Source organism: Salinibacterium sp. UTAS2018, from assembly GCF_004118935.1.
Taxonomy (GTDB): Bacteria; Actinomycetota; Actinomycetes; order Actinomycetales; family Microbacteriaceae; genus Rhodoglobus.
On sequence record NZ_CP035375.1, the window covers coordinates 1800204 to 1819083 of the forward strand.

Annotated in this window: 2 protein-coding genes; both read right to left on the bottom strand. The window is 63.0% G+C overall.

Going from position 1 to position 18880, the window contains the following annotated elements; genetic code table 11:
• Positions 1 to 83: 83 nt before the first annotated feature.
• Positions 84 to 536 carry a hypothetical protein gene (locus ESZ53_RS08665; protein WP_129072458.1) on the bottom strand — a complete coding sequence of 151 codons (453 nt, stop codon included), beginning with the start codon at positions 534 to 536 and terminating at the stop codon, positions 84 to 86.
• Positions 533 to 18775, bottom strand: a complete 18243-nt coding sequence (locus tag ESZ53_RS08670; protein WP_210403784.1) for a DUF11 domain-containing protein — start codon at positions 18773 to 18775, stop codon at positions 533 to 535. The genes ESZ53_RS08665 and ESZ53_RS08670 overlap by 4 nt, the downstream gene beginning before the upstream one ends.
• Positions 18776 to 18880 lie beyond the last annotated feature (105 nt).

An 18880-nucleotide genomic window follows, 5' to 3' on the forward strand; every position in this document is an offset into this window, starting at 1 on the left:
GATAGTCGTCGGCGGCCCAGCCTCAGTACCGCCTCTCGGCAGCAACGCCTATGACAGCACTGAGGGGCTGGGCGCCCGAAAGACTAGCTTTCGTAGCGCTCGACGCGCAGCACGCAGGTGAGCTCGTCTTCAGCAACAGGAATGACGGCCTCCCAGTCGGAGGTATCTCCCGGCTCAGTCGCATCGACATCCACCTGGGTGAGAGCGCGAGTGTCATTGGCACCGTTGAGCAGCGACACGTAAATGCGATACGTGACACTGGCATCGGTCGAGTTCGTTACGACGCCCGACACGGTCCACTCGTCGCCCGTGCGCTCGCACTCATTGACGGTGGAGTCGGTGAGAGCACCTTCAAGGTCCTCACCGGTACCGGGGGCATCCGAGATGTCCGTTACTCCCGGAGTCTGTTCAGCCGAGCTCGAGGTCTCTTCGGGTTCAGGCTGACCATCGGTGCCATCGTTCGTGCACCCCGCCAAAGTGAAGGCGAGAATTGCGAAAGGAACAGCGGTAACGGTCAAGCGTGTGGGGAGCTTCATGATTCTTCCTGTCGTTGTCTTCTGCGTGCGAGCAGGATCAGCGCGAGCCCGGCGAGCAGTGTGCCCAACCCGGTCGCGAGGGTTCCTCGGGGGTCTGATCCAGTGTAAGAGAGTGCCTTGAAAGGTAGCTGCAGACTTGTCTGGGCTGTAGCCACTACCGGGTCGCCCGAATCGAGCTCGGTGCTCGTCACGGTCGCTGTTTCGTACAGCGTCGTTCCGGCATCGCGTTCACGGATGACGTAGGTAGCCGTAGCCGTAACCGACTGACCCGGCAGGAGTACACCGACCGCGCCCGGCCAGCGGCCATAGTTAATTGGTGAGAGCCCGACGCGGGGGTCGCTGATCGAGACGTTGGTCAGCGGCTTCGTTCCCGTGTTGGTCGCAACGTAGGTGAACGTCACCACGTCTCCGGGGAAGCCCTGTTGGCCTGTGCCGAGAACGCCAGAGATCGTGAGACCAATCGAGGCCACGTTCGGGATCGGCAGCACATTCGTCGCTTCCTGCGCTTCAATCGCGCCGGCGGGAGCGTTGGCGTCGACAGTGGCCACGTTAGTGGTCTGTTCGACATCAACATCGGCCTGAGCGATCACGTAGGTGGCGGTAGCCACAACCTTCTGCCCCGGCGCCAACTCGCCCGGCGTGGCCGGCCAGTTGTAGCTCAGTGCCGAAAGGCCCGGCTTCGGGTCAGTGACCGTCACCGCGGTGAGCGTCACGTTACCCGTGTTGACGACCTCGATGACGTAATTCACGGTCGCGCCCTGTTGAGCGAGAGTCGCGAACGAGCTCGTCTTCGTGATGGACATCGACGGGTCTGCGTCGATCGGTGTCGAGCCAGTGGCCGCATCGGTCACCACATCGCCCACTACCGGCGTTCCGGCCGTTGATGCTTCGGAATTGATCGAGCCAGCATCCACGTCATCCTGAGTGAGAACGTACGTTGCGGTTGCCGTTGCCGACTGGCCCGGAGCGAGAACGCCCGGAGCGCCCGGCCAGGTGATCGTCAGCGTACTGAGATCAATCTGGTCGTCAGCAATCGTGACGCCATTGAGCGTGACATCGCCGTCGTTAGTGACCTCGAAGGTGAACTCCACGGTGTCGCCAGCGATACCGGTCGAACCAGCAGCCAGCTCCTGCGTTTTCGTGATGCTGATTTCTGGGGCGCCCAGTGCGGTGGGCACGACGACGGTGTTCGACGTGTCGACGATGTCGTCGCCCGCCGGGTTCGTCGAGGTCACGTTCGCGATGTTCGACGCCGAACCGGCATCGAACTCAGCCTGGGTGACCTGGTAGCTCGCGGTTGCCGTAATCGACTCCCCCGGAGCCAAGACGCCGTCAGCCGCCGGCCACGTGCCGTAGACGACCGCAGTCGTTCCGACCTTCGGATCAGCCACAGTGACACCGCTCAAGGTGGTTTCACCAGTGTTCTGCACCGTGAAGGTGTAGTCGATCCACGAACCTACAACGACAGGGTCACCCGCATCACGCGGTTCGCCAGCCTTGGCAATGTCAATGCTCGACAGCGCCTGGATGAGCGGCACGATGGTGACGGCCGAGTCCGAGTCAACGGCGGTCGCCGACGGTGAATCGCCCTCGCCGGTAGCAACGTTGCGTACTTCACCCGCGTCGACATCCGCCTGGTCAACCAGACGGGTCGCCGTCACGGTGACACTTTCGCCCGGCGCGAGAACGCCCGGAGCGGCCGGGTTCGGCCAGGTGTAGACGAAGTCGGTGAGACCCGGAATCGTGTTCGAGAGCGTTACGCCGTTGAGCGTGACGTTGCCGTCGTTGCTGATGCGGAAGCTGTAGTTCATGCCGTCGCCGAGCACTCCGGTGGCTCCGGCCGCAAGCGCCGCAGTGTGCGTCGTCACGATAGAAGGCTCGGCGTCCTCGGTGGGGTTGAACACAGTGTTCGAGACGCCGGTTACTTCAGTGCCGTCAGGCGCCGTTCCGATCGCGGTTGCCGTGTTTTCGACGGTTCCGTTATCGACATCGGCCTGCGTCACCGTGTACACCACAGAGCCGATGGCCTGCTCGTTCGGGCCGAGAATACCGGTCGCCGACGGGAACGTGAGGTCAGAGGGAACAACATCGATCAGCGGGTCAAGCACGCCAACCAGGCGCAACGTGACATTTCCGGTGTTCGTGACGATGAAGCTGTAGGTGATCTCCGAACCAGCTTCACCCGATCCCGAAGTCATCACTCCCGACTTCTCGGCGGTGATGCTGGGGTCGGATTCCGCCGTCAGTTCACGATCAACGTTCGAGTTCGCCGTTACCGCGTCGCCGCCCGGAGTGAGCCCCCGAACGGATGCCGTGTTGTCGACATAACCGCGATCAACGTCACCCTGTTCGAGAACGTACGTCGCACTAGCCGTCGCAGATTCACCCGGAGCGAGCACGCCACTGTTAGCGGGCCAGACGATCGAGTCGATTGAGACGTTCTCGATGCTGTCGGCAATCGTCACCGTGCGAAGCGTGACGTTTCCGGTGTTGGTGACAACGATCGTGTAATCGATCGTGTCGCCGGGGCCATTCGCGCCGGCCACGGCCAACTCGCTCGACTTCGTCACCTGCAGCAGGCCATCAGCCGCGAGAGCGACGGTCGCCGGTGCTGTGGCTGTCGCCGCAGCGCCAACCGTTGGCGTTCCCTCACCGGTGACAACACTCGAGACAGCGCCCGAGTCGATGTCGGCCTGCGTCAGCGTTTGCACGCGAATTGCCGTGACCGTGGCGCCGGGAATAAGAACGCCCACGTCTCCGGGCCAGGTGTAATCGCCTGCGGGCAACGAGCCGATGAAGTCGCTCAGCTCAACGCCCGAGAGCGTCACGTTGCTCGTACTCGTGAAGCTGTAACTCCACGTCACGGTGTCGCCTTCTTCAGGCGGGCCCGGGTTCGTCAGCGCACCGGTGTTGGTGACAGAAACCACAACGCTCGGAGCCTCCGTGGGAACTTCGACCGTGTTCGAGGTGGCTGCGATCGGATCGCCGCGCACCGGAGTTGCCGTGGCACTCGCCGTGTTTTCTACGAAACCGCGGTCGACATCCGACTGGCGGATCTCGTAACTAGCCGTGGCGGTTACGGTTTCGTTCGGAGCCAGAGTCTCCACAGCGGTCGGCCACTGCACAGTTGGCGTGGTCATTCCGGGCAGCGGATCGGTGACAACGATCGAACCAATCGTCACGTTACCGGTGTTGCGAACCTCGAACTCGAACTCGACGGTGTCGCCAACGCCGTTCTCGCCCGTCACAGCGATTGCGCCCGATTTTACGACCGTCATGCTCGGCTGCGGCTGAACCGTGTAGACGTACACCGTGTTCGATTGCGCCTCGACGGGGACACCCGACGGGTCGTTCGCCGAAATGTCAGCGGTATTCGGAATGAATCCGCGGTCGATATCGGCCTGCGTCAGCTGCACAGAGGCTTCGCCAATGGCTTGTTCCCCGGGGCGCAACGTTCCTTCGTCGGCGGCGTCTGGCCACTGGATCACGGGGTCCGTAAGCCCCACGAGCGCATCGATGAGTTCGCCGTCGAAGAGAGTGACATTTCCAGTGTTGGTGGCCTCAAGGCGGTAGTCGACCCAGTCGCCGACCTGGCCGATTCCCCCAGCACGCAAGACTCCCCACTTTTTAGCCTCTAGCTCGCCATTCGCGGCGATCGCCACGGCAGCCGGAGCCTGTTCGGCGAAGGCAACCCCGGATGGCGGCGTTGCGCTACCGGTCACGACGTTGGCCACCGAGCCAGAGTCGATATCGGCCTGAGTGAGTTCGTGCGTTGCGGTAGCTGTAACAACCGCACCGGGTGCCAGTGTTCCTGCCGTAGCGGTAGGCCACGAGTACACCAGAGCAGACAGGCCCGGAAGCGGGTCAGCCAGCGAGACTGCGGTGAGCGTCTGGTTACCGGTGTTCGTCAGCGAGAACTCGTATTCCACGAGGTCGCCTTCGAAGCCGGTGGAACCAGGAGCGAGAGCAGCACTCTTCGTTACGAGGATGTCAGGAGCAGCAGCATCCGTCGGCGTCTGCGTTGCGGCTGGATTACTTGCCACCGCAACGTCAGTCGGCGAAGTGCCGTTGGCGGTCGCGGTGTTGTCGACCGTTCCCGCATCCACATCAGTTTGGGTGATCGCGTATGTTGCCGTCGCGGTCGCCGTCTCACCAGGAGCGAGAACTCCGTTGTCGCCGGGCCAGTTGACGACGGGCGTGCTGAGGCCGGGCAGGGGATCGGCGAGCACGATCTCATCAACAGTCACGTTTCCGGTGTTTTTCACCTCGAATGTGTACGTAATGATGTCGTTCACGCCGGCGCTGGCACCGGTGCTCGATGACTTCGTCAATAGAAGCGCTGGAGCCGCCGGGGCAACCGTCGTCTCGGTGACTGAGGTGCTGACGGTGATCGTGTCACCGATCGGAGGCTTGCCGCTCGCGGTGGCAATGTTGGAAACACTGCCGCGATCGACGTCCGCCTGCGTGATTGTGTAGTTCGCCGTCGCCGTAACCGTCTCGCCTGGTTCCAGTTCTCCTGTGGTTCCCGGCCAGATGAAGACGGGGCTGCTGACGCCAACGAGCGCGTCGACAAGGTCGACGAGCGTCAAGGTGACGTTACCCGTGTTGGTGATGCTGAAGTCGTAATCGATCGTGTTGCCAGCGTTACCGGAGTCTCCCTCAAGGTCAACAACCAGAGTTCCGTCTTTGGTGACCGCCAGGCTGGCCTGTGAGGCGAGCACGACTGCTGCCGTCGCGGGGTCACTCACGGCGTCGCCGCGCGGAGGGGTGCCTGAACCGACAGCGTCATTCGCTACGGTTCCCGCGTCGACCTGCGCCTGTGTCAGCGCGGATGTGGCCGTTGCGGTGACCGATTCGCCCACCTCGAGCGTTCCGTCGATGCCGGGCCACGTGTAGGTCAGCGTCGAGATACCCGCGAGGGTGTCGACGATTTCTACGCCGGTGAGCGTGACGTTTCCGGTGTTGCTCAGTTCGAACGACCAGTTGACGGTGTCGCCCTCGTCGGCGCGAGCCGGGTCAGCGAGTACGCCGCTCTTGGTGAGCTCGACCTCAGCACGGATCGTCTCAGTCGGAATGGTGTTCGCAGCCGAATCGTCCGTGACGTCAGTGTCGTTGGGGTCAACGCCGTCAGCGGTCGCGATGTTGAGAACGGCGCCAGCATCCACGTCATCCTGCGTGATCTCGTAGTCGGCCATAGCCGTAGCGATCTCGCCCGGAGCGAGCACGCCCGGGGTCGCCGGAGTGGGCCACGTGATCGTGATCGCGGAAAGGTCCGGCAAGGGGTCGGTCAGCGTCACGGAATCAAGCGTGACGTTGCCCGAGTTGAGAATCTCGAACGAGTAATCGATCGTGTCGCCGAGGTCGGCAGTGCCCTGGGGCGCGCCCGACTTCGTCACAGTGATGTTCGGTGCAGGCAAAACAGTCGGAACGATGACCTCGTTCGATGCTTCGATAAGGACTTCCCCTGCAGGAGTCTCTGCCGACATGTCAGCCTCGTTCGGAACGAAGCCGCGGTCGACGTCCTCCTGCGTGAGCTGATAAGTGGCAACGCCAAGCACGGTTTCACCCGGCGGGATTTCTCCGGGCTTGGCCTCATCAGGCCAAGTGATGACCGGAATAGACAGGCCTGGGAGAGCGTCAAGCAACTGGCCATCGTAGAGCGTAACGTTTCCGTTGTTGGTCACCGTGAGACGGTACTCGACTGTGTCGCCGACAGCACCGATACCGCCATCGATCACGCGTCCCGACTTGAACGGAGTGAGCACTGGTGCCGGAGTGATCGTGACGGTCTCGTCAGCCGTGTCGTCCACCGTGTCGGCGTCAGGCGTTGTGCCCTCTGCTGTCACCGTGTTGTCTACCTTGCCGGCGTCAACATCCGCCTGAGTCAGCGTGTACGTTGCAACCGCGGTGGCGCTCTGGCCGGGAGCCAATTCGCCATCGGTTGCGGTCGGCCACGTGTAGGTCAGGGCGCTGAGATCTTCCAGCGGGTCGTCCAAGGTCACACCCGTGAGCGTGACGTTGCCGCTATTGCGAACGGTGAAGGCATAGTCGACGGTGTCGCCGGCGAATCCTGTTGCACCGGCCTCGAGCGCGCCGTTCTTGGTGGTCTCAATCGCAGCAGCGGCGGTGACGGTCGGCACATCGATCGGGCCGACGGAATCATCGACCGCACCGAGCGGTGAGGTGGCGTCAACATCCGCCGAGTTGCGCACGTAACCGAGGTCAATGTCGGCCTGAGTGATCGCGTACGTCGCGGTGGCGGTCGCAGTCTCAGCGGGCGCGAGCACACCGGCTGCTCCGGGCCACGAGTAGACGATGGTCGAGAGTCCGACGAGTGGGTCGTCGATCGCGACGCCCGTTAGCGTCGTGTTGCCCGTGTTCTCCACTGTGAAGTCGTACTGCACGAGGTCGCCGAGGGCCGCGCCGTCCGGAGTGGTTCCCACCTTGTCGATGGTCACCGAATCGGTGCGGTCGATCGTCGGGTTCACCGCAGGATCAGAGAACTCGAAGTACTCCGTACCAGCGGGCGTAGAACCGAGTGCTTCAGCGGTGTTCGAAACGGAGCCCGCATCGACATCTTCTTGAGTAATCGTGTACGTCGCCGTAGCGGTCGCGATTTCACCAGGAGCGAGCACGCGGTCGTCTCCGGGCCAAACGATTACCGGCGCGCTGAGGCCGGGCTTGGAGTCAACAAGTACGACACCGGTGAGCGTGACGTTTCCGGAGTTGGTGATGCTGAAGCTGTAGTCGATGACATCGCCTACTTCTCCCAGCTGGGTTCCCAAGTCACCCGTCTTCGTAATGGTGAAGTCGGGTGCTGCCGTGAGCGGAAGCGTCGCGGAAGCGGGCTGCGTTACGGCGGAACCTGTGGGAGGCACACCCGAAGCGTTGACGCTGTTCGCCAGCGAGCCAGCGTCGATGTCGCTCTGAAGCAGCGTGTAGGTAGCGGTAGCGGTGACAGCGTCACCCGGGTTGAGCAGCCCGTCGGTCGCTGTCGGCCACGCGCCGAAGGTCACGCCAGTGAGCCCCGGAAGCTGGTCGATGAGGTCGACGGATGTCAGCGAAACGTTTCCGTCGTTGGCCACAGTGAAGCTGAATTCCACGGTGTCGCCCGCGACGCCGGTAGCGCCAGCCGCGAGTGCCGCGCTCTTGGTCGCGCTGAGCGACGGAGCAGCTTCATCGACTGGGGTGACGACCTCTGGGGAAGAGCCGGTAACCGGGGTGTTTTGCGCGCCGGTTCCGCTCGCGGTTGCCGTGTTGCGGACTTCTCCCGCGTTAACGTCGTCCTGAGTGATTGTGTAGGTCGCCGTGGCATCGACGCTTTCGCCGGGCGCGAGCGTCTGCGTCGTGTTGGCGGCGGGCCAGTTGACCGTCAGGCCGACGAGGTCCGGCAACGGGTCCGCGAGAGTGATGCCGTCGATCGTGACGTTTCCGTCATTCGTGATCGTGAACGAGTACGCGATCGTGTCGTCGAGTTCGCCGTCACCGGCGACAACGGCGGTCTTGTCGACCGTCAGGAGCGGAGCAGGGCGAACGGTGGGGATGATGACGGTGTTCGTATTCGCTTCCACAGCCACGCCGTTGGGCGAATTGGCCGTGACGCCGGCAGTGTTGTTACGGAATCCGTTATCGACGTCTTCTTGCGTGATGACGTACGACGCGGTTCCGACTACCGATTCCCCCACGAGTAAGACGCCCACGTTGTCGGTGTCTGGCCAGCTGATCACAACATCGTAGATGCGGGGAAGACGGTCGATCAGAGCGCCGCCACTGAGCGTGACATTACCCGTGTTGGTGGCGGTCACGGAGTAGTAAATGACATCGCCGACTTCACCGATCCCACCGGGCTCCAGCTCGCCGGTCTTGATGGCGCTGAGACCAGGTTTGCGCTCGACGTTGACTGATGCACTCACTTGCGCCCCAGGCACAGCCGCTCCGCTGGGGTTTTTCGCGGATGGTGTCGCGGCGTTTACAACGGAACCGGAGTCCACGTCGGTCTGCTTGAGCACGTAGGTCGCTACAGCCGTTGCTGTCGCCCCCGGAGCGAGGACACCGTCGGTCGCCGTAGGCCACGTGTACGTGATGGCCGAGAGGCCGGGGAGGGTATCCGCCAAGGTGACGCCATTCAGTGTCACATTTCCATCGTTTTTGATACTGAAGGACCACTCAACAGTGTCACCCGCTTCACCCTCAGCACCAGACTCGAGAACACCGGTCTTCGTTGCTGAGATGAGAGCGGACTGGGTAACGAGAGGCGTGACCGCGGCAGGAGAGATATCCGAAATGGCAGCGTCGTCGCGCGCAGACTTGGCGTCGCCGGTCGCGATGTTGCTGACGGAGCCAGCATCTACATCCGCCTGAGTGATCGTGTAGTTCGCGGTAGCCGCGACGGACTCGCCGGGAGCGAGCTCGCCGTCGACGCCGGAGACCCATTCGCCGTACACGAGTTCGCTGAGGCCCGCGAGGGAGTCGGTGATCGCCGCATCCGTCAGCGTGACGTTTCCGTCATTGAGCAGCGTGATTGTGTAGCTGATGGTGTCGCCGACGACACCGGTGCCGTTGCGCGTCGCGTCCTTCGTAGTGACGAGTAAGGGCGTCGCTGCGTCGGTCGTCACGGTGACAGTGTTCGAGTCCTCATCGAGGATGTCGCCAGCAGGTGTCGAGGCGAGCACGCTTGAGTCGTTGTCGACGAAGCCGCGGTCGATGTCTGCCTGCGTGAGGATGTACGTGGCAGTCGCAGTGAGCACGCCGTTGGGAGCGAGCGTCTGAGAGGGGTTGCCCGTCCAGTCATAGTTGATCGCCGAAATACCATCGAGCGGATCCACAATGCTGATCGAGCCGAGCGTCACGTTTCCGGTGTTGGTGACGGTGAAGGTGAACGTGACGGTGTCGTCGACGCCGTCTTCGCCGGGTTCAATAGCTGCCGTCTTGACGATCGTGACACCAGCGTCAGGAGTCAAGGGCACAGTCGCTGCGGTGGTCGCGTTAGCGACGGCACCGCGAGCGGGAGTACCGGATGCGGTCACGGTGTTCACGACGGAACCCGAGTCGACATCCGCCTGCGTCACAACGTAGTCATCGGCGGTTGCCAACACGCTGTCGCCGGGATTTAGCTGGCCGGACACACCGCTGGGGAACGTGCCGAAGACGGGAGTGACCCCAGTCAAGGCATCGTTGAGGGTCACTCCGCTGAGGGTGACGTTACCGGTATTGGTAACGGTGAAGCTCCAGTCGATCAGGTCGCCCGCATCTTGCGCGGCGGTGCCCGTCTTCGTGACTGAGATACCGGGGGCTGCTGGTGCTGTCGGAGTGGTCACCGACGAGACCAGGCTTTCGACACTTACGGGGGTACCGCCAGTGGTGTCACCGACCGCCTTCGCGGTGTTCGTCACCGAACCGGCATCGACATCCGCCTGGGTGATCGTGTAGGTCGCCGTTGCCGTGGCCGGCGGGTCGCCGGGCGCCAAGGTAGACGTTGAGAGAGCGGGTGTTGAAATGCCCAGTAACGGATCTACTAGACCGATGTTCTCGACAGTGACGTTACCGGTGTTTTCCACCGCAAACTCGTACGTGATGACGGCACCGAGCTCGTACACAACGGGTGGGTCCTGAACAACGACGGTCTTGGTCGTTGTGAGTTCCGGACGAACATCAGCGGTGGATACCGTGACGGTTTCAGATGTGTCATCTACCTCGACACCCTGCGGAGATTGTCCTGTTACTGAGGCCGTGTTTTGAACACCACCAGCATCAATATCCGCTTGAAGAATGGTGTAGTCGGCCGTAGCGACCACTTGCTGACCCGGGGCGAGCACGAAATCAGTGCCGGGCCACGGAGAGTACGAAACCGCGCCAAGACCCACCAAGCTGTCGTCGAGATCGATCGCCGTGAGAGTTTGGTTACCGGTGTTACGAATAGTCATCGTGAAGGTGATGACGTCGCCGACTTCGCGGTCGGTCACGGTTGCGGCCTTGTCGACTTGGATGCTCGGGGCGGGCGTGATCGACACCGTCTCGGGATCAGTCTCAGTGAAGGGCGTTCCGGAGGGCGGGGTCGCCGTGAGCGTTGCGGTGTTGCTGACCGAGCCAGCATCCACATCGGACTGCTTCACCGTGTAGTTCGCGGTAGCCGTGACGGTCTGGCCTGGGGTGAGTACACCGTCGGCGGCGGGCCACGAGTACGAGATCGTGCCGAGACCACTCAGCGGGTCAGCGACGACGACGCCCGTCAGCGTCACGTTTCCAGTGTTCTTCGCCGTGAAGGTATACGTGATCACGTCGTTAGCAGCGCCGACAGCACCGGGCGCGAGTGCGCCGGTCTTCGAGAACGTCGCCACGGGGTTCGCCGCGGCGGTCGGCGTAACGACCTCATCTGAGGGATCCGTGATGACGCCGGCGGAGGGTGACGTGCCCTGACCGGTCGCCGTGTTTGTGACTGCGCCAGCATTCACATCGGACTGCTTGATCGTGTACTTCGCGGTGGCCACAACCTGCGTGTTGGGCTGCAGCGTTCCCGTGACTCCGCCGGGCCACGCACCGTAGGTGAGCGTGCTGAGGCCAGAGAGCGGGTCACTTGCCGACACCGATGTGAGAGTGGTGTTTCCCGTATTGCGCACGGTGATCGTGTACGTGATGACATCGCCGACGGCACCGGTTCCGGCGACGCTTGAGGTCTTAGTGGTGAGGATGCCGGGAACGCGCGTTGCGGTCGGAGTAGCTACCGCCGCAGAAGATGCCGTGGTGTTCGGGCCAGCGGGCGGCTTGCCCGAAACAGATGCCGTGTTGTTCACAACGCCAGCGTTCTGGTCAGCTTGGCGGATTACGTAGTCAGCCGTCGCGGTAACCGTCTGGCCGGGAGCAAGACGGCCAACAGTGCCGCTCGTCCAGGTGCCGTAGGTGAGGGCGCTCAGACCCGGACGCGGATCGGCGATGATCACGTTGGTCAACGTGACGTTGCCAGTGTTCTCGGCCGTAAAGGTGTAGCGGATGGTGTCGCCCACGACGCCCGTGCCGGGAGCAACAATGGCCGCGGTCTTGGCGAGCGTCATCGTGGAGTTCGAGGCAAGGGGAAGGGTTGACGGAGCAGTTGCCGTAGCCGGTGAACCCCGCGGCGGAGTACCCGAACCATTAGCGGTGTTCGAGACGGCACCGGCATCGATGTCAGCCTGCTTAAGGACGTAGGTTGCCGTCGCTGAGACGCTCTGGCCCGGAGCCAAGATTCCGGTCGCCGAGGGCCACGTGCCGTACGTCACGGCCGAGATGTTGGGCAGCGTATCGGTGACAGTGACGCCCTCGAGCGTCACATTGCCGGAGTTCGTGAGCGAGAGGCTCCACGTGACAACGTCACCCGCAACACCCTGCGCGCCCGGCGCGAGAGCGCCTGACTTGGTCACAGCGATCTTCGGTGCTGACGCAATCGTCGGCGTGACGACCTGCGGCGACGGAGCGGTCACGACAGCGCCGGTCGGAGGGGTTCCCGTGGCGGTCGCAATGTTCTTGACCGAACCGGCGTCGACATTCTCCTGCGTGATTGTGTAGGTCGCGGTTCCGGTGACGGTTCCGTTGGGGTTGAGCTGGCCACTAACACCACCCGACCACACATACGTGGGAGTGGAGAGTCCGGTGATCGGGTCGGTCAGAGTGACTCCGGTGAGCGTGACGTTACCGGTGTTCTTGGCCGTGAAGGTGTAGGTGATCGTGTCGCCGACAATGCCGGTTCCGGTGCCGCCCACAACAGCGCTCTTGGTGGTGACGAGTGCGGGTGAAGCAGCAACCGTAGGCACAACAGCCTGCGTTGAGTTTGCCGTAGCGACGGGGCCCGACGGCGGCGTTCCGGATGCCGTAGCCGTGTTCTTCACGGAGCCCGCGTTCACGTCGGACTGCTTGATTGTGTAGGTCGCCGTAGCGGTTACCTGCGCGTTGGGAGCCAGTACTCCCGTCGTGCCGCCCGGCCACGTGCCGAAGCTGACAGCCGAGAGGTCCGTGAGAGTGTCGGTGATACCGACGCTCGAGAGCGTGACGTTACCGGTGTTCTTGACGACGAACGAGAAGGTGACGGTATCGCCAACCTTGTTCGCACCCGCAGCCGTTGAACCGGTCTTGGAGACGGTGAGCTTCGCCGAGGTAGCGAGAGGAACCGTGGCGCTACTCGTGACCGCAGTCGCGGCGCCGCCGCTGACTCCCGTGCCGTTAGCGGTCGCCGTGTTCGCGATCGAGCCCGCGTCGACATCCGTCTGCTTCACCGTGTAGGTCGCGGTGGCGACGACTTGAGTGTTCGGCGCTAGCGTTCCGGTAGTTCCCGAAGGCCACGTGCCGTAGGTGATGGTCGAGAGACCCGAGAGCGGGTCGGTGACCGCAGCGCCCGTAATGGTGACGTTTCCGGTGTTTCGGATGACAAAGCTGTAGGTCACTACTTCGCCAGCAATCGACGTGGAACCAGCGGGCAGCGCGCCCGACTTCACGAGGGAGAGCGTCGGCGCCGGAGCGACCGTAGTGGTGACCACAGGGTTGGAGTCATCGTCAACGGGAGTCGCGCCGGGAGCTGTTCCTGCTGCCGACGCGGTGTTGGCGATGGAGCCAGCATCAACATCCGACTGCTTCACGGTGTAGCTCGCGAGGGCTGTTGCGGTCTGACCAGGAGCGAGGGTTCCCGCGACGCCGGGCCACGTGACAACCGGCGTAGAGAGACCCGCGAGCGAGTCGGTCAGCGTGACGCCGGTGATGGTCTGGTTTCCCGTGTTCGCGATCGCGATCGAGTACGTGATCGAGTCGCCAACCTTGGCACCAGAAGTAACGTTGGCCGACTTCGTGGTGGTGAGCTGAGGTGCACCGGTGATCGTGGGAACGGTGGCGGTCGACTGCGCAGAGGTGACCGTGGCGTTGCTCGGAGTCTTGCCCGAGACCGTTGCCGTGTTCGCTACCGAGCCGACGTTTACGTCAGCCTGCTTCACCGTGTAGGTGGCAGTGGCGGTGGCCGTTTCACCCGGAGCGAGGCGTCCTGCGGTAGCAGTCGGCCAGGTGTAGACCGGTGCTGAGAGCCCTACGAGCGAGTCAGCAATCGCGACTCCCGTCATCGTCAGGTTTCCGGGGTTCGTGATCGAGAACGAGAAGGTCATCGTGCTTCCGACGCCGCCGGTGCCCGAGGTCACTGCACCGGTCTTGGTCACGGCGAGAGCGCCGTTGGCAGCGACGAGAACAGTGGCTGGGGCGGTGGCTGAAACGGCAGAACCGGAGGGGGGCGTGCCGCGTGTGGTTGCCGTGTTGGCGACCGAACCGGCATCGACATCCGATTGCTTCAAAACGTACGTTGCCGTGGCCGTTACCTGAGTGTTGGGGAGCAGGCGACCAGCGGTACCGCTGGGCCACGTGCCGAACGTAATCGCGGAGAGTCCGGGAAGCGGGTCGGTGACGCCGACGCTTGTCATCGTGACGTTGCCCGTGTTGCGCACGACGAAGGTGTAGTTGACGGTGTCGCCAGCGACGCCCGTTCCGCCGGGAGCAAGTACACCGGTTTTGGCGAGCGAGATAGTGCGCACCGATGCGACAGTGGGCGTCGTGATCTGTGGAGACGGGTCAGTGACGGTGGTTGCACCGAAAGTACCGGTGGAGGTTGCCGTGTTCTTGATAGACCCGGCATCGACATCCGACTGCACGATTGTGTACGTCGCGGTGGCGGTGACCTGCGCGTTGGGGGCAAGAGTGCCCGCCACGCCGCCGGGCCAGGTGCCGTAAGTTAGCGCCGAAAGTCCCGTGAGGGGGTCGGCAATTGAGACGCCAGTGAGCGTGACGTTTCCGGTGTTCTTAGCGGTGAAGGTGTACGTGATGACGTCACCCACAGCGCCGGTGCCGGCCACGCTCGCCGACTTCTGGGTATCGATCGCGGGCGACGATGCCACCGTCGGCACGACAGCCTGCGGCGAGGTCGCTGACACGGTTGCGCCCGACGGCGTGCTGCCGGATGCCGTAGCGGTGTTCTTGACAGAGCCTGCGTTCACATCCGCCTGCTTGATCGTGTAGGTCGCTAGCGCGGTGACCTGAGTGTTGGGAGCCAATGTGCCGGCTGTGCCGCTCGGCCACGTGCCGAAGGTAACGGCGGAGAGACCGGCGAGGGTGTCGGTAATACCGACGCCGGTGGCGGTGACATTACCGGTGTTGCGAACGACGAACGAGAAGGTGATGATGTCGCCGACGGAACCGTTGCCCGTGGTGACCGCACCCGACTTGGAGACGGTCAGGGCAGGGCCCGCAGTGATCGGGACCGTGGCGGGGCTGGTGCTCGTGACGGCGGCACCAGTCGGCGGTGTTCCCGAGCCGGTGGCGGTGTTCGAAACAGAGCCGGCATCCACATCGCTCTGCTTGAGCGTGTAGGTTGCCGTCGCGGTGACGGACTGGCCCGGAGCAAGCGTTCCCGCAATACCTGAGGGCCACGTTCCGTAGGCGAGCGCCGAAAGACCGGGGAGCGTGTCGGTGGCCGAGACCGAGGTCAGGGTGACGTTGCCCGAGTTCGTGAGCTTGATCGAGAAGTTAACGGTGTCACCGGCGCGACCGGTCGAACCGGCGGCGAGCGCCCCCGACTTGAGCGTCGTGATGACGGGGTTAGCGGCCACTGTCGGAACGCTCACCTGGTCAGACGGATCGGTCACGGTCGTGCCGCCGTGGGTGCCGCTACCGGTTGCCGTGTTCTTGACCGAGCCGGTATTAACATCGGACTGCTTGATTGTGTAGGTCGCTACTGCGGTGACGGTTTGACCCGGGGCGAGCACCCCTGTGGCTCCTGGCCACGAGTAGGTGAGCACCGAAAGTCCCGTTAGCGGGTCAGCAATGGTCACACCCGAGAGAGTGACGTTTCCGTCGTTCTTCGCGCTGAACGAGTAGTTGATGACGTCGCCGACCTTGCCGGTGGCACCACCGGCGATGACGGCAGACTTCGTGGTGGTGATAACCCGGCTGGGCGTGACCGTAGGCACCACAGACTGCGCAGAGGGCTGGGTCACAGTGCCGCCGGATGGAGTCTTAGCGGTAGCGGTTGCCGTGTTCTTGACCGAGCCGGCATCCACATCGGATTGCTTCACCGTGTAGGTCGCGGTTCCGGTGGCCGTTTGGCCTGGGGTGAGCACTCCGGATGCACCGGGCCACGTTACCGAGATCGGGCTGAGACCCGAGAGTGGGTCGGCGAGAACGACCTGGCTGAGGGTGACGTTTCCGTCATTCTTGACGCTGAACGTGTAGGTGACGACCGAGCCGACTGCGCCGGATCCCGTCGTGTAGGCGCCCGACTTGGTCACGATCATCTTGGCATCGGCCGTGATCGGAACGGTAGCGGGCGTTGTGCGGGTGACGTCAGCACCGGTCGGAGGCGTGCCCTTTGCGGTCGCGCTGTTGGCGATCGCGCCGGCATCGACATCCGACTGCTTCACCGTGTAGGTGGCGGTCGCGGTGACGGACTGACCAGGAGCAAGGGTGCCGGTGGTTCCGGGCCACGTGCCATAGGTGATGGCCGAGAGACCGGAGAGCGGGTCAGTGATTCCCGCGTTGGTGAGCGTCACGTTGCCCGAGTTGGTCAGAACGAACGAGTAGTTCACGGTGCTGCCGGCGGTCGAGCCGCCCGCAAGCGCACCCGACTTTGTCAGCGAGATGGCGGGCGTGCGAGTCTGCAGCGCAACATCAACGCGAGGGGACGCCGCAGTCACGGTCGTGCCGCCAGGCGACTTTCCCGAGCTGGTGGCCGTGTTGCGCACGAGACCGGCATCCACATCGGACTGTTTTACGGTGTACGTCGCGGTGGCGGTCACGGTCTGGCCCGGAGCCAGGGTTCCGGCGGTTCCCGGCCACGAGTAGGTCAGAGCGGAAAGTCCGGCGAGCGGGTCGGTGATGGCGACGCCCGTGAGCGTGACGTTTCCGGTGTTCTTGGCGCTGAAGCTGTAGGTGACGACACTGCCGACAGCCTTAGGGTTCGGCACCGTTCCCGACTTCGTCGTCACGAGAGCAGGGGCGGCAGGCGTCGTGGCCAAAGTCACTTCGTTGCTGGTTCCGGTAACCGCAACGTTCTTGGGCGTTCGCCCCGCGCTGGTCGCCTGGTTCACGATCTTGCCGGCGTCAACGTCAGCTTGCTTCACCGTGTAGGTCGCAGTTCCGGTGGCAGTCTGACCCGGTGCGAGACGTCCCGAGGTTCCCGGCCAGGTGACCGCGATCGCCGACAGCCCGGTGAGCGGGTCGGCCAGGGTGACCGAAGTGAGCGTGACGTTACCGGTGTTCTTGACCGAGAAAGAGTAGTTGACGGTGTCGCCGACGTTGCCGACTCCGGCTCCCGCATACGCGGCAGTCTTCTTAGTCTCGAGAACGGCATTCACCGGGATGGGGGTGGTGCGGTTGGCTGTCGCAACGGGCTTGACTCCACCGTCGGCATCCGTACCGGTGGCGGTCGCGGTGTTCGCGATGGAACCGGCATCCACGTTGGCTTGAGTCAGCGTGTAAGTCGCTGTTCCCGTGGCAGAAGCGCCGGGTGCGAGCGCTCCCGCAGTGCCCGTCGGCCAGGAGTAAGTGATGGCCGACAAACCAGACATCGGGTCAGTGACGGCGACGCCGGTGAGAGGTGAGTCACCGTTGTTCTTGACGGTGAATGTGTAGTTCAGCGTGTCGCCGGCACGACCGGTTGCTCCAGCGGCGAGCGCGCTCGTCTTGGCAAGCGTGAGGGAGGACAGAAGAACCCGCGTGGAGTCGCTTCCTGTGGCGCTGTTGTTCCCTACAACTGTGCTTGCTGTCGCCGTGGCCGTTGAGTCATAGCTTGCGGTGGTGGGGCCGTTCGCCGTGCAGGTATAGGTGTAGGACTGAAGCGGGGCGAGCGTTACACCGGTGAGTGCACGTGCGCAGTTGGTCTGGTCATCGGCGATCACGATGTTCTGCAGAATTCCCACACCGGAGTTCGTCACGGTGACGGTGAACGTTGCGGCCTCGGTGGCAGTCCGCGACTGTTGGTCGAGCGTTCCGTTATAGGTCTTAGAGACGTTGATACCCGCGCTCGGCACCGAAAGAATGGCGTTCTGCAGCAAATAGGAGTCACCGCTGGTGCTCATCCGAAGGTTCACCGAGGTGTCGCCGGTTTGCACATTGGGCAAATCGACGGTGGCGACATCCACACTCTGGTTAGTGAACGGCCCAGTGTCGGTAAGGGCGGTGTAGCGAACGGAGCCCTCGCCTCGACCAATACCGATATTGCCGGTATTGCCCGCGCTGTTGGGCAATTGGGTGAAGCCGCCGTTGCCACGAGAGTACTCAGCAATGTCGCCCTGAATGATGCGGTCGCCCTCATAGAGCGAGAAACCGGCGCGGGTTCCGGTGTCAACGGCGCTGAAACCGTTGAAAGCTACCGTGAGGGGAGCCTCAGCGGCGGTCATGCGAACGTGACCTTCGTAGAAGATGATGCGGTGCGGAGCCGAGTTCAGGTTGCTCGGAATGTAGATGCCGTAGTCATAGACGACCGTGAGACTCCAGCCGGCGTAGCAGCCGGCGCCCTGAGGTGCCCAGATATCTCCGGCGGAAACCGTGAGTGGCGTACCGGTGGTCGCGCCCGCAAATGCGGTTGTCACGTCGGCACTTGCGCTGTAGTAGGTGGCTGACGTAGTGCCAGTGGGGTCTTCGAGAACGCTGGCGGGAGCGACAGACGTTACCGGCCCAGCACCCACCTTTATCTTTGCCGGTTGACTGCGGTATCCCGTTGCGGAGCCGGACGGCATGAGTGCTGTGCCGCGGCCCGAGTTGGGAACCGTGCAGGAGGCCACGTTCGAGCCAGTGTAAACACCCGTGTTAGCACTCCAACTCAAGAACGCTTTCTTTACTGAGGCTCCGGCGGGGATGGTTACTGCAGCGGAACTCGAGTTAGTCGAGAAACCGGCAACAGTATTTGAGTTCTGGAGGTAGAAGTTGTCGTTGGCAGTGCTGTTATTGCCATCGGAGGCAGAGTGAAGATCGGTACAGTCTCCGATGCCGTTGAAGTAGGCGCCTAAACAGGCCAAAACACCGTTACCGGCCATGACAAAGTCACCATTGACGGTGGTTTGGTAGCTGGGCGACGTACCGGCGTTAGTACCCCACTGCACGACGGCAGCTTCGGCAGATGTCGTCGGCATGACGGTGAGACCGGTAACGAGAAGGCCAAAGGCAACGAGGGAGGCGACAGCCCGCATCAGCGGAGTTCGAGTGCTGCGCTGCGTGCGCTCCTCGTTGATCCTGTTGTGCCGCAATTCTCTCTCCCCCGGGTTTAAATTCGTTGACATTGCGGGTCGCCGCGTTGTCGTCGAATTGCCCTTCGGGTGAGCGCATCTCCTTCAACCATAAACCAGTGATTG

Excerpts from the sequence above, each read along its gene's own strand:
- ESZ53_RS08665 (WP_129072458.1), bottom strand. The coding sequence starts at position 536 with ATGAAGCTCCCCACACGCTTGACCGTTACCGCTGTTCCTTTCGCAATT.